This is a genomic window from Mycolicibacterium hodleri, from assembly GCF_025822245.1.
GTDB classification, from domain to species: Bacteria; Actinomycetota; Actinomycetes; order Mycobacteriales; family Mycobacteriaceae; genus Mycobacterium; species Mycobacterium hodleri.
The window spans coordinates 22,628-41,973 of sequence record NZ_JACKTL010000021.1 but is presented as its reverse complement, the minus strand read 5'-3'; the positions used below and the strand labels follow the sequence as shown (position 1 = coordinate 41,973).

The following is a 19,346-nucleotide window of genomic DNA, read 5'->3' as shown; positions in this document are numbered from 1 at the left end:
CCGAACCCCATGAACTGCGGGACTGTACATCGAACGGGGAGGACGTGTCCGTGAGCAATGGCGACCGCAAGAGCGGCGTTCCGACGACGGTGACCTCGATTCCATTGGTGGATCCGCACGCACCGAAGCCCGACCCCTCCGTGGGCGACCTGGTCAAGGATGCGACGGCGCAGATGTCCACGCTGGTGCGTGCCGAGGTGGAATTGGCGCGCGCCGAGATCACTCGGGACGTCAAGAAGGGCCTGACGGGTAGCGTCTACTTCGTCCTCGCCCTCGTCGTCCTGTTCTACTCGACGTTCTTCTTCTTCTTCTTCGTCGCGGACCTGTTGGACCTGTGGTTGCAGAAGTGGGCGGCGGACCTGATCGTCTTCGGCCTGATGCTGCTGACGACCGGCGCGCTGGCGTTCCTCGGCTACCTGAAGGTCCGCCGGATCAGGGGCCCACAGAAGACCATCCAATCGGTCAAGGAGGCGCGGGTCGCGCTGGTGCCCGGCGGCGACAAGACCCCGGCAAAGCCGGACGCGCCGACGGCAGATCCCTCCGGCTGGTAGTGATCCGGAGCGGCGGTATCAAACAGCCGCCCCCCGATCCGTCGGTCACGCGCATCGCGGGCCCGTGGCGGCACATGGACGTGCACGCCAACGGAATCCGCTTTCACGTCGTCGAGGCGAACCCGACGAGCGACGACGCAGACCGCTCCGCCGAGCAACCGTTGGTCATCCTCCTGCACGGCTTCGGGTCGTTCTGGTGGTCCTGGCGCCACCAGCTCCGCGGACTTCGGGGGGCACGGGTGGTGGCGGTCGACCTGCGGGGGTACGGCGGCAGCGACAAGCCGCCGCGCGGCTACGACGGCTGGACGCTGGCCGGGGACACCGCGGGCCTGGTGCGCGCGCTCGGGCACGAGACCGCGACGCTGGTCGGGCACGCCGACGGCGGACTGGTGTGCTGGGCCACCTCGGTGCTGCACCCGCGGGTGGTGCGCTCCATCGCCGTGGTCAGCTCGCCGCATCCGGTCGCGCTGCGCGCGTCGGCGTTGACCCGTCGCGATCAGGGCATGGCACTGCTGCCGTGGATGATGCGCTATCAGGTGCCCGTCTGGCCGGAGCGGTCGCTGACGCGTGACGACGCCGCCGAGCTCGAGGTGGTGGTCCGCAGCCGAGCCGGCGCGAATTGGCTTGTCTCACAGGATTTCTCCGAGACGATCCGGTACCTGCGCCGGGCGATCCAGATCCCGTCGGCGGCGCACTCCGCGCTGGAGTACCAGCGCTGGGCCGTCCGCAGCCAGCTCCGCGGGGAGGGACGCCGCTTCATGCGCTCGATGAAGCGGCCGCTGTCGGTGCCCGTGCTCCACATGCGCGGCGACGCCGACCCCTACGTGCTCGCCGATCCGGTGCGCCGCACGCAGCGACTGGTCCCGCACGGGCGGTACGTGTCCATCGCCGGGTCGGGACATTTCGCCCACGAGGAGAATCCCGAGCTCGTCAACGAGCAGCTGACCAGGTTCCTCGCCGACGTCAACGGCGCCTGACGCTAGGAGATGCAGGTGTCGGTGGACACCCGCTGGGTGTTGCCGACCTTCGCCATCTGCTTCTCCACCTCGGTGGAGGTGAGCACGAAGCCGGTGTCCGCGTCGTCGACCGCCGCGCCGAACACCACACCGAGCACCTTGCCGTCCTTGTCGATCAACGGACCACCCGAATTGCCCTGGCGGACAGTGCCCCTGATGGTGTACACCTCGCGGGTGACCGTCGTCGTGTGATAGATGTCCGGCCCGTTGAGCTGGATGATCTCGCGGATCCGACCGGGTGTCGCGGTGAACTCACCGCCGCCGGGATACCCCATCACCAACGCGTCGGTGCCCGTCGCCGCCTCCTGCATGTCGAACTCCAGTGGCTTCGCCGGAAGGTCGGGCACGTCGAGGATGGAGATGTCGGCGTTCGGGTCGTACGACACGACCGTCGCGTCGTAGGTCTTCCCTTCGGATTCGACGGTCACGCTCTCCGAGCCCGCCACCACGTGCGCGTTGGACATGACCCGATTGGGCGCGACGACGAAACCGCTGCCCTCGAGCACCTTTTGGCAGCTGGTGGCCACGCCGCGGATCTTCAGCACACTGGGCTGGGTGGCCGCGACGACGGGGTCGGTCGCCAGGGCGGCGTCCGGCGCGTCGACGTTGACGATCGGGGTCCGGCCGAACGGCTGCAGCACGTCGGGCAGCCCTGAGGTGTCCAGGAGCGACGACAACCGGGTCGGGACCCGCTTCAACCAGGCCGGCGCAGCCTGGTCGACCGTCGACAGCACGCGCGAACCACGAACGGCCGCTGCGAGATTGGGCTGATCGGAGGACGTGAGCGGGGTGGCGAGCAACCAGGCCGCCACCAGGACCGCGACCAGCTGCAGCGCCACGCCGACCACGGAGTCCATGGTGCGCAACCCGCCGTTGCGGATCGCGCCGCGCACCGCCCTGCCGAGCACGACGCCGGCGATCTCACCGATCACGACGAGCCCGAGGATCAGGAACAGTGCCACGAACAGCTTGGTCCGCGCCCCGTCGACGTGACCGACGACGTGCGGCGCCAGCAGCACACCTGCCACGGCGCCGAGGATCACCCCGACGAAGGACAGCAACGAGCCAAGTGCCCCGGACCGCCAACCGGAGATGGCGGCGACGAAGGCGATGGCGAGGACGGCCAGATCGAGCCACTGCGACGAAGTCATTGTGGGCCCTCACGGTAATCGGTGCCGCCGCCGACGAGCGCCATTGCCACGTCGAGTTCGCGCACGTCGTCGGTGTCCCACGGCTGCGCCCAGCCGGCGACGTCGAGAATCGCCGAGATCACCTGGCCGGTGAAACCCCAGACCAGCATCTGGTTGAGCTTGAACGCCGGCCCGGCGAACCGGGTGGTGTTTTCTTTGCGGTACACCATCAGCCGGTTCTCGGGGTTGACGAAGGCACGGACGGGAACGCGGGCGACGATCGCCGTCTCGCTCTCGTCGACGACGCCGACCGGGCCGGGGTCGGGTGAATAGGCCAGCACGGGCACGACGTGGAAGCCCGACGGCGGGATGAACATCCGGTCGAGCGTGGCGAGGGGCTGCAACCGCGTCACGTCGACGCCGGTCTCCTCGTTGGCCTCGCGGAGCGCGGTGCCGACGGGACCGCCGTCACCGGGATCGGCGGCTCCGCCGGGAAAGGCGGCCTGGCCGGCGTGCTGGCGCAACGTGGACGCCCGAACGGTGAGCAGCAGGTCGGCGTCGGGCGGCACACCACCCGACGGTGAGTCGAACGGCCCGGAGAACAGCACCAGGACCGCGGCGTCACGCTTGGTTCCGGTCAACGTGGCCGCGGTGTTGGCGACCGTGATGGCGGCGAGCACGTCGGCGGGCACCCGCTCGCGGTAGGCGCGGGGCACGTCGGCGACGTTGTCGAGCAGCGGCGCTAGCCAGGACGGGGCTGCTGCGGCATCGAGGGCAGCAGGGGGTCCCCCGTCACCGTTGGAGATCAACCGCGCACTCCCATCGCTGGATTCACCGCTGCTGCGATCTCATCGGCGCTGGTGAACGCACGCGGCAGGATTTTGGCCACCGTACCGTCCGAGCGCAGCACGACGGTGGCGGGCATGACGTTGGGCACCTGCAGGGCGGCCGCGACGAGCCGTCGACCGTCCTGCAGGGTCGGAAGCCTGACGCCGAGTTCGGCCAGGCGCAGCAGCGCGGCGGTCTCGTTCTCGTCCTGGTGCACGGTCAGCACCGTCACGGCCGGTCCCATCCGCCGCTGGTACTCCGCCATCGCGGGCAGTTCGTCGGCGCACGGCCCACACCAGTAGGCCCACAGGTTGAGCACCACGTTGCGGCCCGCGACGAGGGCACCGACGTCCGCGCGACTGCCGTCGGCGGCGCACTCGACGACGACGCCGGTCAAGGCCGCGGGACCCGGGCCGCTCGACGGCGCCGGGCACGGCGGCAAGTCTGCCTTCGCGCGCGGGCCCGCCAGCGCCGCCGCGGTGTCGGCGTCACGGTGCTCCCTGGCGGCGCTCGCGGACAGACCACCGCCGGTGTCGCCGGCCGGGTCCTCGGCCCCCATCTCGCGCCACAACGCGACCACCAGGGCGACGACGACGACCAGTCCCGCCACGGTCCATCGGGTGGATGCGCGCATGAAGTCCGGCAGGCTCTACAGACCGGCCAGTGCCAGCAGGTGTTCGGTCTCGGGGCCCTTCACCAATGCGGCGGCGGCCAGCGGATCGGTCGGGCCGAGCCCGAACGACGGGCAGTCCTTGGCCAACACGCACACGCCGCAGGCGGGCTTCTTGGCGTGACACACCCGGCGGCCGTGGAAGATCACGCGGTGACTGAGGAGCGTCCACTCCTTGCGCGGGATGAGGTCGGCGATCGCGAACTCGACCTTCACCGGATCCTCGAGCTCGGTCCACCGCCACCGGCGCACCAGTCGGCCGAAGTGGGTGTCGACGGTGATGCCCGGGATGTCGAAGGCGTTTCCGAGGATGACGTTGGCGGTCTTGCGGCCGATGCCGGGCAGCGTCACCAGCTCGTCGAGCGTCCGCGGCACCTCCCCGTCGAACCGTTCGACCAACTCCTGGCCCAGCCGGATCAGTGAGTTGGCCTTGTTCCGGTAGAAGCCCGTGGTGCGGACCAGCGCCTCCAACTCCTCGCGGTCGGCACCGGCATAGTCGGCGGCCGTCCGGTACTTCGCGAACAGCGCCGGGGTGGCCAGGTTGACCCCCTTGTCGGTGCTCTGGGCCGACAGGATGGTCGCGACGGCGAGCTCCAGCGGGTTGGTGAAGTCGAGCTCGCAGTACACGTGCGGAAACGCTTGGGAGAGCGTGCGATTCATTCGCCGTGCCCGCCGGACCAGACCGGTGTGAGTTTCGTTGTCGTACTTGGCGGATTTGGGGGCCACCACTGCGCGCGTTGCCACGTACGTCAGCCTACTGAGCCAACCGATAAGTGTAAGCGCGGACCGGTGGCAATTCGTGATCCCACCGAGACCTTCGGCGTGTTTACTTCGCCATGTGTCCTGGTTGCTCGTAGCGTTCATCCCGGTGTTGCTGATGTTGGCGACATTCGGGCTCGACCGCTTGGAGGCCGGCTTGGACGACGACACCGTGTCCCCCGCGGACGTCACCGCGTTTCTCGAACAGGCCAAGGCGGACTGCGCCAAGCCGGCGGCGCGCGGCAGTGCCGTCGTATCCTACGAACTGCTCGACGACGGGTACGACGACGTCTGCCGGGAAAGCGTATTCACCAATTCAGCACGGCGTTTGCCGACGCGGGTGATCATCCCCCACGAGTCGAATACCGAATTTCGGCCGACTCGGCACGCCTATCGTGTGTAGCGTTGGCACGTCGCGAAGGCACCAACGCTTAGACTGATTTCGCCATCCACGCAGGGTGGCCTTCGTGGTGTCATATTCCGACGGGTTAAGGGGCAACGTGGACGAGATCCTGGCGAGGGCCGGAATCTTCCAGGGAGTGGAACCGACTGCGGTCTCCGCGCTGACCAAGCAGCTGCAGCCAGTCGACTTTCCCCGTGGGCACACGGTGTTCGCCGAGGGTGAGCCCGGCGATCGGCTCTACATCATCATCTCCGGCAAGGTGAAGATCGGCCGCCGCTCACCGGACGGCCGCGAGAATCTGCTCACCATCATGGGACCGTCGGACATGTTCGGCGAGCTGTCGATCTTCGACCCCGGCCCCCGCACCTCCAGCGCCACCACCATCACCGAGGTGCGCGCCGTGTCGATGGACCGTGATGCGTTGCGGGCGTGGATCGCCGACCGCCCCGAGATCGCCGAGCAACTCCTGCGCGTGCTGGCCCGCCGGCTGCGTCGCACCAACAACAACCTCGCCGACCTCATCTTCACCGACGTGCCCGGCCGCGTCGCCAAGCAGCTGCTGCAGCTCGCACAGCGCTTCGGGACCCAGGAGGGCGGCGCCCTTCGCGTGACGCACGACCTGACCCAGGAAGAGATCGCCCAGTTGGTCGGCGCCTCGCGCGAGACGGTCAACAAGGCGCTCGCCGACTTCGCCCACCGCGGGTGGATCCGTCTCGAGGGCAAGAGCGTTCTGATCAGCGACTCCGAGCGGCTGGCGCGCCGCGCCCGTTAATCCGGTCCCCCGCGATTTCGGCGTGATCAGTCGCGTTCACCGCAACCAATCACGCCCAAATCACGCCCTGAGGTAGTCCAGTTGGGCCTGCACGCTCCATTCGGCGTGCTCCCACAGCTTCTCGTCGACGTCGGTGTAGACGCGCTCGACGACCTGGCGGGCGGTGGCGTCCTCGCCCAGCACCCGCAGCGCCTCGCGCACCTGGTTCAGCCGCTCCTCGCGATGGGCGAGGTATGCCGCCGTCACCGCCTCGAGATCGTCGAGATCCGGTCCGTGCCCGGGCAACACGGCGCGGGGGCCGAGCCCGCGCAGGCGAGCCAAGGACTCCAGGTAATCGCGGAGGCTGCCGTCCTCGTTGTCGATGACGGTGGTGCCGCGGCCGAGCACCGTGTCCGCCGTCAGCACGGCATCCTCCAGCACGAACGACAGAGAGTCCGCGGTGTGCCCCGGCGTCGCCAGCACCGTGATGCGCACGCCCGCGGCGTCGATCACCTCGCCGTCGGCGAGCGGGCCGCCCAGCCCGCGCAGGAATCCGCTGCCGACCGACCGCACCACGGCGCCGGTCCGGTCGACGAGCTTGTCGATCCCGTCGGTGTGGTCGCCGTGCTTGTGGCTGATCAGCACCAAGGGGATCTTGCCGAGCGCCGCGATCCGCTCGACGTGTGCGTCGTCGTCGGGCCCCGGGTCGACGACCACCATCTCGTCGCTGCCCGGCCCCCGCAGCACCCAGGTATTGGTGCCGTCCAACGTCATCAGGCCGGGGTTGTCGCACAACAGCACCGACGCCGTGTCGGTGACGCGGCGCAGCTCCCCGTAGGCGGGATGCGTCACGCGACCTCCGCCTGATCGTCGCTCACGCGACCTCGACGATCAGCTCCACTTCCACCGGAGCATTCAGCGGCAATTCGGACACTCCGACCGCCGAGCGGGCGTGCACCCCCGCGTCGCCGAAGACGTCACCGAGGAGTTGCGACGCCCCGTTGACCACTCCGGGCTGACCGTTGAAACCCGGTGCGGACGCCACGAATCCGACCACCTTGACCACGCGGACCACCGAGTCGACCCCGACGAGGGCGTGGACGGCGGCCAGTGCGTTCAGCGCGCAGGTACGCGCGAGGTCCTTGGCCTCCTCGGCGGTGACCTCGGCGCCGACCTTGCCTGCCTTCGGCAGTTCACCGTCGATCATCGGCAGCTGCCCCGAGGTGTAGACGAGGGTGCCCGTCCGAACGGCGGGCACGTAGGCGGCCAGTGGGGCGACCACGGCGGGCAGTTCGACGCCCAGCTCCGCAAGCCGTTCCAGGATCGTCACTTTGGTCGCTTCATGTAGGCCACCAACTGCTCGCCCGTGGGCCCGGGAACGATGGAGACCAGCTCCCATCCGTCCTCACCCCACTGGTCGAGGATCTGCTTGGTCGCGTGCGTCAGGAGTGCCACCGTCACGTATTCCCACTTGATCAGTTCGCTCATGGGCCCGAGCTTATCGGTGCCTGTGTGCGCGATGGCTAGCATGCAGTAGTGAGCAACGATGTTCCCGGATCGAGCAACCGCAATTCCGTTGGCTGGCCGTCCCGGCTGAACAAGGCGCGGCTGCACTTCGTCACCGGCAAGGGCGGTACCGGGAAGTCGACCATCGCCGCGTCGCTGGCGTTGGCCCTCGCGGCGGGCGGTCGGAGGGTTCTGCTCGTCGAGGTCGAGGGACGCCAGGGCATCGCGCAGCTCTTCGACGTGCCTCCGCTGCCGTACGAAGAGGTGAAGATCGCGACCGCCGAGCGCGGCGGCGAAGTCAACGCGCTGGCCATCGACACCGAGGCGGCGTTCCTCGAGTACCTCGACATGTTCTACAACCTCGGGATCGCGGGTCGGGCGATGCGCCGCATCGGCGCCGTCGAGTTCGCGACCACGATTGCGCCCGGCCTGCGTGACGTGCTGCTGACCGGCAAGATCAAGGAGATCGTCGTCCGAGCCGAGAAGGAGCGCTCCAAGGGCTCGAAGGGCAAGCCGACGGGTTATGACGCCGTGGTGGTCGACTCGCCGCCGACCGGACGCATCGCCCGCTTCCTCGACGTCACCAAGGCCGTCTCGGACCTGGCGAAGGGCGGACCCGTGCATTCCCAAGCCGACGGCGTGGTCAAGCTGCTGCACTCCGAGCTCACGGCCATCCACCTCGTCACCCTGCTGGAGGCCCTACCCATTCAGGAGACCCTCGAGGCCATCGACGAGCTCAAGGAGCTCGGGCTGCCGATCGGCAGCGTCATCGTCAACCGCAACATCCCGGCCTACCTCGACGCGGACGACATCGCGAAGGCAGCCGAGGGGGACGTCGACGCGGACTCGGTGCGAGCGGGACTCGCGAAGGCCGGAATCACGTTGGGCGACGCGGACTTCGCCGGCTTGCTCACCGAGACGATTCAGCACGCGACGCGGGTCAGCGCGCGGGCGGAGAGCGCGGCCCAGCTCGACGAGGTCGACATACCGCGGCTCGAACTGCCCGCCATCTCCGACGGCGTCGACCTGGGCAGCCTGTACGAGCTCGCCGAAGCACTCTCCCAGCAAGGCGTGCGATGAGCGCCAGCGAAGACCACCAGGAGAACCAGCGATGAGCACCACACCCGCCGCCCTCGACCTGCGCTCCGTCCTGTCGGATCGCTCCAACCGAGTCGTAGTGTGTTGCGGCGCAGGCGGTGTCGGAAAGACGACGACCGCCGCGGCGATGGCGCTGCGGGCCGCCGAGTACGGCCGCACCGTGGTCGTCTTGACCATCGACCCGGCCAAGCGGCTCGCGCAGGCCTTGGGCATCAAGGACCTCGGCAACACGCCGCAACGCGTGCCACTGGCCCCCGAGGTGACCGGCGAGTTGCACGCGATGATGCTCGACATGCGCCGCACGTTCGACGAGATGGTCATCCAGTACTCCGGCGGCGACCGCGCCGAGGCGATTCTGGAGAACCAGTTCTACCAAACCGTCGCCACGTCCCTCGCCGGCACGCAGGAGTACATGGCCATGGAGAAGCTCGGCCAGCTGCTGGGCGAGGACAAGTGGGATCTGGTCGTCGTGGACACTCCCCCGTCGCGCAACGCGCTGGACTTCCTCGACGCGCCAAAGCGGCTCGGCAGCTTCATGGACAGTCGGCTGTGGCGCCTGCTGTTGGCGCCGGGCCGGGGCATCGGCAAGCTGGTGACCGGCGCGGTGGGGTTGGCCATGAAGGCGCTGTCGACCGTCCTGGGCTCCCAGATGCTCTCGGATGCAGCGGGTTTCGTTCAAGCCCTGGACTCGACGTTCAGCGGTTTTCGCGAAAAGGCCGACCGCACCTACGAATTGCTGAAGCGCCGGGGCACCCAGTTCGTCGTCGTCTCGGCCGCCGAGCCCGACGCGCTGCGGGAGGCGTCCTTCTTCGTCGACCGCCTGTCGAGTGAGAAGATGCCGCTGGCCGGCCTCATCCTCAACCGCACGCACCCCACGCTGTGCGATCTGCAGACCGACAAGGCCAGGGAGGCCGCCGACCAGCTGGATGCCGACGGGCAGACGGACGGGCTGGCGGCGGCCGTGCTGCGCGTGCATGCCGATCGGGCTCAGACCGCGAAGCGGGAAGTGCGGCTGCTGTCGCGATTCACCGGCGCCAACCCTCAAGTGGCGATCGTCGGGGTGCCGTCGCTGCCGTTCGACGTGTCTGATCTGGAGGCGCTACGCGCGATCGCCGATCAGATCACCGGCGACCTGGAGTGAGCCGAACGGCTCAGACGGCGCTGCGGTGTTTGCGCTGGGCGGCGAAGAACTCGGCCCAGGACACGACCTCGGGATGCTGCTTGAGCAGCGCCCGGCGCTGACGCTCGGTCATGCCGCCCCAGACGCCGAACTCCACCCGGTTGTCCAGGGCGTCTGCGCCACATTCGGAGATCACCGGGCAATGGCGGCAGATCACGGCCGCCTTGCGCTGGGCGGCGCCGCGGACGAACAACTCGTCGGGATCGGCCTGGCGGCAGCGAGCCTGGGAAACCCACGCGATGCGCGCTTCGGCTTCGGCGCTTTGGACCACCACACCGTTGACTGGGGAACTCATGACTGTCCTGCGCGCCGCGGGCCGTATTCCTGACACCAGCGATCCCTTCGTCCAGCCGCCCCCTGCGACGGCGCACCTCGGTGTAGAACGCCATTGCGATCTACGCCACATTGCGATTGGGAGTGTTACTTAGATCGCACTGTCAGTCAAAGCTAGGTGGTCAGGGTGGTTTTGCGCAACAGCTAAATCACGAATTTTTGGGACGACCGTGCCGTGATACGTCATCGGCCATGATTTGCGGTTGCACAGTGGGTGCTCGAGGGGTTAGAAGCACCGCTGCGACGCTGGTAAGGATTGGTCTCGCTACTCTGTAGCCATGCCCGACCGATCGCAGGCGACGCCGCCGCCGCGGCGCGCGCCCGCCGCGGTCACGCTCATCAAGCTCGCCTGGTGCATATTGCTGGCCAGCGTCGTCGCCGCAGGACTGATGTTCCCGGTCGTCGGCGGCTTCGGTCTGATGTCCAACCGCGCCTCCGACGTCGTCGCCAACGGCTCCGCTCAGCTGGTGGAGGGCGAGGTTCCCGCCGTGTCGACGATGGTCGACGCCAAGGGCAACACCCTCGCGTGGCTGTACAACCAGCGGCGCTTCGAAGTGCGCAGCGACCAGATCGCCAACTCGATGAAGTTGGCCATCGTCTCGATCGAGGACAAGCGGTTTGCCGAACACAACGGCGTCGACTGGAAGGGCACGCTCACCGGGCTGTCCGGATACGTCACCGGCGCCGCCGACACCCGCGGTGGTTCCACCCTCGAGCAGCAGTACGTGAAGAACTACCAACTGCTGGTGATCGCGCAGACCGACGCCGAGAAGCGCGCCGCGATCGAGACCACGCCCGCCCGCAAGCTGCGCGAGATCCGCATGGCGCTGACGTTGGACAAGACGTTCACCAAGTCGGAGATCCTGACGCGATACCTGAACCTGGTGTCGTTCGGCAACGGCGCGTTTGGCGTGCAGGACGCCGCGCAGACCTACTTCGGAGTCGACGCCTCCCAGCTGAACTGGCAGCAGGCCGCCCTCTTGGCCGGCATGGTGCAGTCGACCAGCGCGCTGAATCCCTACACCAACCCCGAGGGTGCCCTGGAGCGTCGAAACGTGGTGCTGGACACCATGATCGCCAACGTGCCGCAGGAGGCCGACGCCCTTCGCGCGGCGAAGCAGGAGCCCCTCGGTGTGCTCCCGCAGCCCAACGAATTGCCGCGTGGTTGCATCGCGGCGGGCGACCGTGCCTTCTTCTGCGACTACGTGCTCGACTACCTCGCTCGCGCCGGGATCAGCAAGGAACAGGTCGCCAAGGGCGGCTACCTCATCAAGACCACCCTGGACCCCGACATCCAGAATTCGGTGAAGTCGTCGATCACCAACTTCGCCGCGCCCGACCTCGACGGCGTCGCCAGCGTGATGAGCGTCATCAAGCCCGGCAAGGACAGCCACCCGATCGTGGCCATGGCCTCCAACCGCACCTATGGGTTGAACAGCGACGCCGGGGAGACCATGCAACCCCAGCCCTTCTCGCTGGTGGGTGACGGCGCGGGGTCCATCTTCAAGGTCTTCACCACCTCGGCGGCGCTGGAGATGGGCATGGGCATCAACGCCCAGCTCGACGCTCCGGGGCGGTTCGAGGCCAAGGGCCTCGGCAGCGGCGGCGCGAAGGGGTGCCCGCCGGCCACGTGGTGCGTGCTGAACGACGGCAGCTACCGCGGCGCCATCAGCGTCACCGACGCCCTCGCGACCTCGCCCAACACGGCGTTCGCCAAGCTCATCTCGCAGGTCGGAGTGCAACGCACCGTCGACATGGCGGTCAAGCTCGGGTTGCGCTCCTACGCGCTGCCGGGCACCGCCCGCGCCTACGACCCCGACAGCAACGAGAGCCTGGCCGACTTCGTCAAGCGGCAGAATCTGGGCTCGTTCACCCTCGGTCCCATCGAGGTCAACCCGCTGGAGCTGTCCAACGTCGCCGCCACCCTCGCCTCCGGGGGCACGTGGTGCCCGCCCAACCCGATCGACAAGATCTACGACCGCAACGGCAAGGACGTCTCCGTCACCACCGAGACGTGCGAGCAGGTCGTCCCCGAGGGTCTGGCCAACACCCTCGCCAACGCGATGAGCAAGGACGACCAGAGCGGAACCGCCGCGAGCGCGGCCAGCTCGGCCGGCTGGAGCCTGCCGGTGTCGGGCAAGACCGGTACCACGGAGGCTCACCGGTCCTCGGGCTTCTTCGGGTTCACCAACGCCTTCGCGGCCGCCAACTACATCTACGACGACTCCTCGTCGCCGTCGGACCTGTGCTCGTTCCCGCTGCGGCAGTGCGGCTCGGGCAACCTCTACGGCGGCAACGAGCCGGCGCGCACCTGGTTCACCGCGATGAAGCAGTTCACCCCCGACGACGTGGCGCTACCGCCGACCGACCCGCGATACGTCGACGGCGCACCGGGTTCGAAGGTGCCCAGCGTGGGCGGCATGACGCAGGACCTGGCCCGGCAACGTCTGAAGGACGCCGGCTTCCAGGTTGCCGATCAGGCCAACCCGGTCAACAGCAACTCGCCTGCGGGTGCGGTCGTCGGAACGTCTCCCGCCGGTCAGACGGTGCCGGGGTCGATCATCACGATCCAGATCAGCAACGGCATTCCGCCGGCACCGCCGCCCCCGCCGCCGGGATTGCCGATCGACCCGAACGACCCGAACGCGATTCCCGCGCCCGTGGGGTCGACGGTCGTGATGATCCCCGGTCTGCCGCCCATCACCGTTCCGGTACTGGGCCCGCCACCACCGCCGCCGCCTCCGTAACCCGACCCGCGCGGTCGGCGATCCGGCAGCCGGAGAGGCGGTGGCGGTCAGGATGTGGCAGTAGGCTGCACCCATGCTCGCCCGTTCGACGGTATTGAAGAACCCCGCCACCCTTGCCGGCTCGCTGGCCGCCGGGTCACTGGCCACGGGGATCGCCTACGCCACGTTGATCGAACGCAATGCGTTCGTCGTGCGGGAGACGACGATGCCGGTGCTGACGCCGGGGTCCGCCCCGCTCCGCGTGCTGCATCTGAGCGATCTCCACATGACGCCGCGGCAGCGCCGCAAGCAGGAGTGGATCCGCGAGCTCGCCGGGTGGGAGCCCGACCTCGTCATCAACACCGGTGACAACCTGTCGCACCCCAAGGCCGTGCCGTCGGTGGTCCAGGCGCTCGGTGACCTGCTGTCGGTACCGGGGCTGTTCGTCTTCGGCAGCAACGACTACTTCGGCCCGTCGCCGAAGAACCCGACGAACTATCTGTTCAAGCCGACACATCGCGTCACCGGTGAGCCGCTGCCGTGGCAGGACCTGCGCGCGGCGTTCACCGAGCGCGGCTGGCTGGACATGACGCACACCCGTCGCGAGATCGAGGTGAAGGGCCAGCTCGTCGCCGTCGCCGGCGTGGACGACCCGCACCTGTCCCGCGACCGCTACGACACGGTCGCCGGCCCGGCGAGCCCGGCGGCGAACCTGACCCTCGGCATGACCCACGCGCCCTACACGCGGGTGCTCGACCGGTTCGCGGCCGACGGCTACCAGTTGGTGCTGGCCGGACACACCCACGGTGGGCAGCTGTGCCTGCCGTTCAAGGGCGCGGTGGTCACCAATTGCGATCTGGACCCGTCGCGGGCCAAGGGTCCGTCGCGATGGGGCGCCCACATGCAGTTGCACGTCTCCGCGGGGCTGGGCACGTCGCCGTACGCGCCCTACCGGTTCTGCTGCCGGCCCGAGGCGACCCTGTTGACGCTGGTGGCCGCCCCGACCGGCGGGGGCAGCCTCGGCAGCCGGGTCAGCATGTCGCACCCGACCGTATCGGCGCGTTGACCGGCCGCGACTCCGTCACCGTTCGCCGGTACCCGCGCGCCTGGGTGGACAACGCGATACGACTGATCGAGGCCGACGCCAGGCGGAGCGCGGACACCCATCTGTTGCGGTATCCGTTGCCCTCGGCATGGTGTGGTTCAGCGGATTCGGGCGGCTCGGACTTCAGTGTCCAGCTGTACCTGAAGGACGAGACGACCCACATCACCGGCAGTCTCAAGCACCGGCTGGCGCGGTCGCTCTTCCTGTACGCGCTGTGCAACGGCTGGGTCGGTGAGAACACGACGATCATCGAGGCCTCGTCGGGGTCGACGGCGGTCTCCGAGGCCTACTTCGCGGCGATGCTGCGGTTGCCGTTCATCGCCGTCATGCCGTCGTCGACGAGTGCCACGAAGATCCGTCTGATCGAATCACAGGGTGGCCGTTGCCATTTCGTCGCCCAGTCCGGTGAGGTGTATGCCGAGGCGGAGCGTCTGGCGAAGGAGACCGGCGGGCACTACCTCGACCAGTTCACCAATGCCGAGCGGGCAACCGACTGGCGTGGGAACAACAACATCGCGGAGTCGATCTTCGACCAGATGCGCGAGGAGCGCTTCCCAATACCGGACTGGGTGGTCGTCGGGGCAGGCACCGGTGGCACCAGCGCGACGATCGGCCGCTATCTGCGGTATCGACGCCACGACACGCAGTTGTGCGTGGTGGATCCGCAGAACTCGGCGTTCTTCCCGTCGTATGCAGAGGGCCGCCGCGACGTCGTCGGCAGGTCCTCGCGGATCGAGGGCATCGGCAGGCCGCGAGTTGAGCCGTCGTTCCTACCGGACGTGATCGACCGGATGATGGTGGTGCCCGACGCGGCGTCGGTGGCCGCGGCACATCACGTCAGCGGGGTGCTGGGCCGCAAGGTGGGACCGTCGACGGGAACCAACGTGTGGGGGGCGTTCACGCTGCTCGCCGAGATGGTCTCGGAGGGTCGTAGCGGGTCGGTGGTGACGCTGCTGTGCGACGCCGGCGAGCGCTACGCCGACACCTACTTCGACTCGGAGTGGCTCACCAGCCAGGGGCTGGACCCCTCGGAGTCGGCTTCGGTGCTCCACGAGTTCGAGCGCTCGGGTCGCTGGGTCTGATCGCCGCTCTGGAACGCGCTACGGCTGAAGCGGTCGGAGGTCGCGAACAGCCACAATGCGGCGATGGCGAACAACCCGAAGTACATCGTGGCTCCCAACCCGGTCATGTGAATGCCTCTCCTCGAGAAGATGGTCGAACGTGCTGGTTACAACGTCGCCAGCGTGGAATTACATTCCGCGGGACGGCGTCTGACCGTCTTCGCGTTCGACACTGTCTACCCATTCACAGGTTCGCCAATCACGCCGGGCGCGACGGCCCAGGCGTTTGGCTTCCGACTGGCTCGGTGCGTTAAGCTGACGACGCTCTACGCGGGGTATGGCGCAGCTTGGTAGCGCGCTTCGTTCGGGACGAAGAGGTCGTGGGTTCGAATCCCGCTACCCCGACCGCGTAAATGCAGCTCAGAGGCCCTGACCGGTTCCACCGGCCGGGGTTTTCTGTTTTTCGGGGCCCGGTCAGGGCAGCAGCACGTACGCCATGCCCGGGACGTTCTGGACGTCGCGGTCGTTCCAGAGACCCTCGCCGGCGAGCCCGTTCATCTCCGTCACGTGGATGAACTGCCCGCCCGGGGACACGGAGTCGACCCATGCGACGTGCCCGTAACCGCCCGCACCGGCGACACCGGGCTGGAAGACCACGAGCGACCGGTCCTGCGGGGTGTCCACCACGGTGTAGCCCGCGGCCGACGCCGCGTTGGTCCAATTCAGGGCGTCGCCCCGCATCGCCGGATAGGACCCGGTGACCTCGAACCACTTCTCGGCCGCGCCCCAGGTGCACTGTCCGGGGGTGCCCGGGTTGATGGCCTGTGTGCGCCCGACGGTGCGGATGGCGAGTTGGTCGACCGTGTCGGCGGCTGCCGGGGACGCGACGACGACTGCTTGGGCACCCAGCCCCGTGGCGAAGGCTGCGACGGCGATGGCAGCAGCCGCCCGCCGAATCGTGGCGCCGAGTGAACTCGACCGACCTGCGGTGGTGCTGTGGCGTGCATTCGATTCGAAACCGAACATGGTAAACCTCTCGCGCGATGGTCCTCCCCGACCCGCCACACGAGGTTATCTCAAAACGGTCACGATTTCGTACCGAATCGTGACCGTCGACCTGACCTAGACCTTGACCAGCACCCGTTCGGTCTCGTCGTCGTGCTGGTGCGCCTTGGCGTATACCGCGAACGAGCTGAATTCGGCCAGGCCAAGCAGGATGACGGGCCACACCGCACCCGCCGCGAGGCTCAGACCGAAGCGCTCCGGAGGGGGCCGACGCTCGTCACCGAGACGCGCGCTGGCGACGAACACCACGACGGCCGCGACCAGCGCCACGGCGGTGTATGCAATGAGCAAGGTCACGACCACGATGCCTCCTCGTAGGTTTGCTACCGGCAAAGGTCTTCCCAGAACGGCGAATGCCAAACCCGACGGGTCTCAACCAGCGGCGTTGCGAAGTTTCTCCAGCAGTGGGGCGGCGGCCTGGTCGAGGAAGCGGTCCTGTCCCTCGTCGCCCACCTGCACCAGGGCGATGTCGGTGAAGCCCGCCTCCCAGTACTCACGCACCGCCTCGACGATCTTGTCGAGGTCCGGTCCGCAGGGAATCGACGACGCCACGTCTTCCTCGCGGACGAATTGGGTGGCACCCGCGAAACCCGCCGTGGTGGGCAGGTCGGCGTTGACGGACCAACCGCCGGCGAACCACCGGAACTGCTCGTGGGCCCGCGCGACGGCGGTGGCCTCGTCGGTGTCCCAGCAGATGGGGATTTGGCCGACGACCCGGGAGTCGCCGGGCAACCCGGTGCCCTTGCGGGCGGCATGCCACCCGTCGACCAGGTCCTTGTCGGGTTCGACGGCGATCAGGTGCTCGACCAACGGCGAGAAGGTCTGCACCGAACGCTCCCCGGACACCGCGGCGGCGATCGCGACGGGTACCTCCGGCACGTCCCACAGGCGCGCGGAGTCCACCTCGAAGTAGTCGCCCTTCCAGTCCACCATCTCGCCGGTGAACAGTTCGCGGATGATCTGCACGGCCTCGCGAAGCATGTCCTGGCGCCGCTTGATCGTCGGCCATCCCCGGCCGACGACGTGCTCGTTGAGGTTCTCGCCGCTGCCGACCCCGAGGGTGAACCTGCCGTCGGCGAGAATCTGCAACGTGGCGGCCTGCTGAGCCACGATCGCGGGGTGGTACCGGACCGTCGGGCACGTCACGTAGGTGAAGAGCTCGACGCGCTCGGTGGCCTGCGCCACCGCCCCGAGCAGCGTCCAGGCATTGGGCGCGTGGCCCTGCGCCGACAGCCACGGCGAGTAGTGGTCGCTGGAGACCTCGAAGTCGAAGCCCAGTCGTTCAGCCGAAACCGCATACTCCACAAGCTGTTTCGGGCCGCTCTGCTCTGTCATCAGGGTGTAGCCGAATCGGGTCATGGAGTACGGCTACCCCGGTACGGCGGAGGAAAACCGGCTAGAGCCGGTCCTTCACCGCCGCCGACAGGCGTGCCGAGTCCGCCTTGCCCTCGGCGATGGCCATGGCCGCCTTCATCACCTGGCCCATCTGCTTGGTGCCCGGCCGGTGCCCGATGTCCTCGGCCACCTGAGCGATCGCGGTGTTCACCACGTTGGCGAGCTCGTCGTCGTTGAGCTGAGTGGGAAGATAGGCGTCGATGACCTGGGCCTCCGCCCGTTCGTTAGCCGCCAGTTCCCCGCGCCCGTTCGACACGTAGATCTGCGCGGCCTCGCCGCGCTTGCGCGACTCGCGGGCCAGCACCTTGAGGACGTCGTCGTCGGAGAGCTCGCGCACGGCGGTGCCCGACACCTCCTCGGACTGGATCGCGGCGATCAGCATCCTCAGCGTCGCCGTGGTCAGCTTGTCCCGTGCCTTCATCGCCACCGTGAGGTCGGCGCGCAGCCGATCCTTGAGTTCCGCCATGGCGTAGACGCTACGCTCGGGCACCCCGGACACGTTGTCATTGATCGCCGGTATCGACAGGATGGGAGACATGAGCAGCGAAGCCGGCGGCCCCGCCGTCCCACCGCCGCCCGCATATCCGCCACCCGCCTACGGGCAGGTCCCGCCGCAGCACCAGCCGCCACCGGGCTACCAGCCACCGGGGTATCCGCCAACACCCGGCTACTACCCGCCGCCGGGTTACCAGCCACCGGGCTACCCGCCGCAGTCCGGGTACTACCCGCCACCGGGCTACCAGGGCTACCCGCCGCCTGGGTACCCGCCGATCGGACCGCCGCCGGCGCTCAAGCCCGGCATCATCCCGTTGCGCCCGCTCGGGATGTCGGACATCTTCAACGCGTCTGTCTCCTACATCCGGGCCAATCCCAAGGCCACCCTCGGCCTGACCACCATCGTCATGGTGGTGGCCCAGGTCGTCTCCCTGCTCCTGCAGATCGGGCCGCTGGCGACCAGCGGCATGTTGTCGCCGAGCGCGCTTGACGGATTCGGACAGTCCGACCCCACGGAGATCTCCGACTCCTCGATCGTGGGGCTGCTGCTGTCCAGCGTCGCCGCCACCATCGCCACCGTGCTGGCAGGCATCGTGCTCAGCGGCCTGCTCACGGTCGTGGTGGGTCGCGCGATCTTCGGTGCGACCATCGGCGTCGGAGAGGCGTGGCGACGGGCGCGGGGGCGGCTGCTCCCCCTGCTCGGCATCACCGCGCTGGAGGCGATCGGTGCCGCGGTGTTGATCGCCGTGGTCGTGGGCGTGGTGGTGGCCGTCGCCGAAACAGTGGGTGGCGGAGCGGCATTCGTGGTCGGTGGGTTGCTCACCCTGGCCTTGGTCGCCGGGCTCGTCTACCTGTACACGATGCTGAGCTTCGCCCCGACGCTGATCGTGCTGGAGCGCATCGGCGTCAAGGCCTCCATCTCGCGCTCGTTCCGCCTGGTCAAGAACGACTTCTGGCGGGTCTTCGGCATCCGCCTGCTGGCGGCCGTCATCACCAGCGTGATCTCCGGCGCGGTCACGGTGCCATTCAGCCTCGTCGGCCAGGTCATGCTGGTCGTCGGCGAGTCCACGACCATGATGGTGCTCGCGGTGGTGCTGATCAGCGTCGGCGGCGCGATCGGTCAGATCATCACGGCCCCGTTCAGCGCCGGGGTCGTGGTCCTCCTCTACGCCGACCGCCGGATCAGGGCCGAGGCCTTCGACCTGGTGCTGCGGACGGGGGCGAACGGGGCGGTCGAGTCCACCGACGATCTGTGGCTCACCCGGCAACGCTGA

General features: G+C 68.4%; 22 protein-coding genes and 1 tRNA gene. 11 read left to right on the top strand and 12 right to left on the bottom strand.

Going from position 1 to position 19,346, the window contains the following annotated elements; genetic code table 11:
• Positions 1–50: 50 nt before the first annotated feature.
• A complete protein-coding gene (locus H7J06_RS07775) occupies positions 51–551 on the top strand; it encodes a phage holin family protein (protein ID WP_264038141.1) in 501 nt (166 codons plus the stop codon).
• Positions 552–625: 74 nt separating this feature from the next.
• Positions 626–1,528: an alpha/beta fold hydrolase gene (locus tag H7J06_RS07770; protein ID WP_264038140.1), complete on the top strand. Its 903-nt coding sequence runs from the start codon at positions 626–628 to the stop codon at positions 1,526–1,528.
• Between the two features lie 2 nt (positions 1,529–1,530).
• Here H7J06_RS07770 and marP read toward each other — a convergent pair whose 3' ends face one another.
• The 4 genes from marP to nth are packed head-to-tail and all read right to left on the bottom strand — an operon-like array spanning position 1,531 to position 4,939.
• Positions 1,531–2,718 carry an acid resistance serine protease MarP gene (marP, locus tag H7J06_RS07765; protein ID WP_264038139.1) on the bottom strand — a complete coding sequence of 396 codons (1,188 nt, stop codon included), beginning with the start codon at positions 2,716–2,718 and terminating at the stop codon, positions 1,531–1,533.
• Positions 2,715–3,503 carry an NUDIX hydrolase gene (locus H7J06_RS07760; protein ID WP_264038162.1) on the bottom strand — a complete coding sequence of 263 codons (789 nt, stop codon included), beginning with the start codon at positions 3,501–3,503 and terminating at the stop codon, positions 2,715–2,717. The genes marP and H7J06_RS07760 overlap by 4 nt, the downstream gene beginning before the upstream one ends.
• Positions 3,503–4,159, bottom strand: coding sequence for a TlpA family protein disulfide reductase (locus tag H7J06_RS07755; RefSeq protein WP_264038138.1), 657 nt, complete (start codon positions 4,157–4,159; stop codon positions 3,503–3,505). Before H7J06_RS07755 ends, H7J06_RS07760 begins: the two co-directional genes overlap by 1 nt.
• Before the next feature lie 15 nt (positions 4,160–4,174).
• A complete protein-coding gene (gene nth, locus H7J06_RS07750) occupies positions 4,175–4,939 on the bottom strand; it encodes an endonuclease III (protein WP_308205726.1) in 765 nt (254 codons plus the stop codon).
• A gap of 172 nt (positions 4,940–5,111) precedes the next feature.
• Between nth and H7J06_RS07745 the strand changes: the two genes are divergently transcribed.
• Complete coding sequence (locus tag H7J06_RS07745) at positions 5,112–5,357, top strand: hypothetical protein (RefSeq protein ID WP_264038137.1); 246 nt, start codon at positions 5,112–5,114, stop codon at positions 5,355–5,357.
• A 97-nt stretch (positions 5,358–5,454) separates the two neighbouring features.
• Positions 5,455–6,129 carry a cAMP-activated global transcriptional regulator CRP gene (gene crp / locus H7J06_RS07740; RefSeq protein ID WP_003883807.1) on the top strand — a complete coding sequence of 225 codons (675 nt, stop codon included), beginning with the start codon at positions 5,455–5,457 and terminating at the stop codon, positions 6,127–6,129.
• 60 nt (positions 6,130–6,189) lie between these two features.
• Here crp and H7J06_RS07735 read toward each other — a convergent pair whose 3' ends face one another.
• From H7J06_RS07735 to sp36, 3 genes are read right to left on the bottom strand one after another with little or no spacing between them, the layout of a single operon-like run.
• Positions 6,190–6,960 (bottom strand): MBL fold metallo-hydrolase, encoded by a 771-nt coding sequence (locus tag H7J06_RS07735; protein ID WP_264038135.1) that lies wholly within the window; start codon positions 6,958–6,960, stop codon positions 6,190–6,192.
• Positions 6,961–6,982: 22 nt separating this feature from the next.
• Complete coding sequence (locus H7J06_RS07730; protein ID WP_264038134.1) at positions 6,983–7,438, bottom strand: RidA family protein; 456 nt, start codon at positions 7,436–7,438, stop codon at positions 6,983–6,985.
• The gene (gene sp36, locus H7J06_RS07725) at positions 7,435–7,596 is read right to left on the bottom strand and encodes a Sp36 family protein (protein ID WP_156720899.1); all 162 of its coding nucleotides are present in this window, start codon (positions 7,594–7,596) and stop codon (positions 7,435–7,437) included. Before sp36 ends, H7J06_RS07730 begins: the two co-directional genes overlap by 4 nt.
• Positions 7,597–7,644: 48 nt before the next feature.
• Here sp36 and bagA point away from each other — a divergent pair, with 48 nt between their 5' ends.
• Both bagA and bagB read left to right on the top strand, forming a co-directional pair.
• Complete coding sequence (gene bagA, locus H7J06_RS07720; RefSeq protein WP_264038133.1) at positions 7,645–8,694, top strand: ATPase BagA; 1,050 nt, start codon at positions 7,645–7,647, stop codon at positions 8,692–8,694.
• A gap of 31 nt (positions 8,695–8,725) precedes the next feature.
• On the top strand, positions 8,726–9,853 hold the full coding sequence (gene bagB / locus H7J06_RS07715) for an ATPase BagB (protein ID WP_264038132.1): 1,128 nt from the start codon (positions 8,726–8,728) through the stop codon (positions 9,851–9,853).
• Positions 9,854–9,863: 10 nt separating this feature from the next.
• Here the strand turns inward: bagB and H7J06_RS07710 are convergent, their stop codons facing one another.
• A complete protein-coding gene (locus tag H7J06_RS07710; RefSeq protein WP_264038131.1) occupies positions 9,864–10,223 on the bottom strand; it encodes a WhiB family transcriptional regulator in 360 nt (119 codons plus the stop codon).
• Positions 10,224–10,503: 280 nt separating this feature from the next.
• Here H7J06_RS07710 and ponA2 point away from each other — a divergent pair, with 280 nt between their 5' ends.
• The 4 genes from ponA2 (at position 10,504) to H7J06_RS07690 (ending at position 15,522) form a co-directional block, all read left to right on the top strand.
• Positions 10,504–12,972, top strand: a complete 2,469-nt coding sequence (gene ponA2 / locus H7J06_RS07705) for a transglycosylase/D,D-transpeptidase PonA2 (RefSeq protein ID WP_264038130.1) — start codon at positions 10,504–10,506, stop codon at positions 12,970–12,972.
• A gap of 73 nt (positions 12,973–13,045) precedes the next feature.
• Entirely contained in the window at positions 13,046–14,017 is a 972-nt protein-coding gene (locus tag H7J06_RS07700; RefSeq protein WP_264038129.1) for a metallophosphoesterase, read from the top strand.
• Entirely contained in the window at positions 14,014–15,138 is a 1,125-nt protein-coding gene (gene cds1 / locus H7J06_RS07695) for an L-cysteine desulfhydrase Cds1 (protein ID WP_264038128.1), read from the top strand. Before H7J06_RS07700 ends, cds1 begins: the two co-directional genes overlap by 4 nt.
• Positions 15,139–15,448: 310 nt before the next feature.
• Positions 15,449–15,522: transfer RNA gene (locus H7J06_RS07690), tRNA-Pro, on the top strand.
• Positions 15,523–15,591: 69 nt separating this feature from the next.
• Here the strand turns inward: H7J06_RS07690 and H7J06_RS07685 are convergent.
• The 4 genes from H7J06_RS07685 to H7J06_RS07670 form a co-directional block, all read right to left on the bottom strand.
• Entirely contained in the window at positions 15,592–16,143 is a 552-nt protein-coding gene (locus tag H7J06_RS07685) for a CHAP domain-containing protein (RefSeq protein WP_264038126.1), read from the bottom strand.
• 96 nt (positions 16,144–16,239) lie between these two features.
• Positions 16,240–16,479: a hypothetical protein gene (locus H7J06_RS07680; protein ID WP_264038125.1), complete on the bottom strand. Its 240-nt coding sequence runs from the start codon at positions 16,477–16,479 to the stop codon at positions 16,240–16,242.
• 75 nt (positions 16,480–16,554) lie between these two features.
• Positions 16,555–17,541 (bottom strand): LLM class F420-dependent oxidoreductase, encoded by a 987-nt coding sequence (locus tag H7J06_RS07675; RefSeq protein ID WP_264038124.1) that lies wholly within the window; start codon positions 17,539–17,541, stop codon positions 16,555–16,557.
• A gap of 37 nt (positions 17,542–17,578) precedes the next feature.
• Positions 17,579–18,043, bottom strand: a complete 465-nt coding sequence (locus H7J06_RS07670) for a GatB/YqeY domain-containing protein (protein WP_264038160.1) — start codon at positions 18,041–18,043, stop codon at positions 17,579–17,581.
• A 70-nt stretch (positions 18,044–18,113) separates the two neighbouring features.
• On the opposite strand from H7J06_RS07670, the gene H7J06_RS07665 reads away from it, so the two are divergent.
• Entirely contained in the window at positions 18,114–19,346 is a 1,233-nt protein-coding gene (locus tag H7J06_RS07665) for a DUF7847 domain-containing protein (RefSeq protein WP_308205724.1), read from the top strand.

Coding starts and splice junctions, on each gene's coding strand:
- H7J06_RS07770 (WP_264038140.1), top strand. CDS start 626: ATGGACGTGCACGCCAACGGAATCCGCTTTCACGTCGTCGAGGCGAAC.
- marP (WP_264038139.1), bottom strand. CDS start 2,718: ATGACTTCGTCGCAGTGGCTCGATCTGGCCGTCCTCGCCATCGCCTTC.
- H7J06_RS07755 (WP_264038138.1), bottom strand. CDS start 4,159: ATGCGCGCATCCACCCGATGGACCGTGGCGGGACTGGTCGTCGTCGTC.
- sp36 (WP_156720899.1), bottom strand. CDS start 7,596: ATGAGCGAACTGATCAAGTGGGAATACGTGACGGTGGCACTCCTGACG.
- bagB (WP_264038132.1), top strand. CDS start 8,726: ATGAGCACCACACCCGCCGCCCTCGACCTGCGCTCCGTCCTGTCGGAT.
- ponA2 (WP_264038130.1), top strand. CDS start 10,504: ATGCCCGACCGATCGCAGGCGACGCCGCCGCCGCGGCGCGCGCCCGCC.
- H7J06_RS07700 (WP_264038129.1), top strand. CDS start 13,046: ATGCTCGCCCGTTCGACGGTATTGAAGAACCCCGCCACCCTTGCCGGC.
- H7J06_RS07685 (WP_264038126.1), bottom strand. CDS start 16,143: ATGTTCGGTTTCGAATCGAATGCACGCCACAGCACCACCGCAGGTCGG.
- H7J06_RS07675 (WP_264038124.1), bottom strand. CDS start 17,541: ATGACCCGATTCGGCTACACCCTGATGACAGAGCAGAGCGGCCCGAAA.
- H7J06_RS07670 (WP_264038160.1), bottom strand. CDS start 18,043: ATGGCGGAACTCAAGGATCGGCTGCGCGCCGACCTCACGGTGGCGATG.
- H7J06_RS07665 (WP_308205724.1), top strand. CDS start 18,114: ATGAGCAGCGAAGCCGGCGGCCCCGCCGTCCCACCGCCGCCCGCATAT.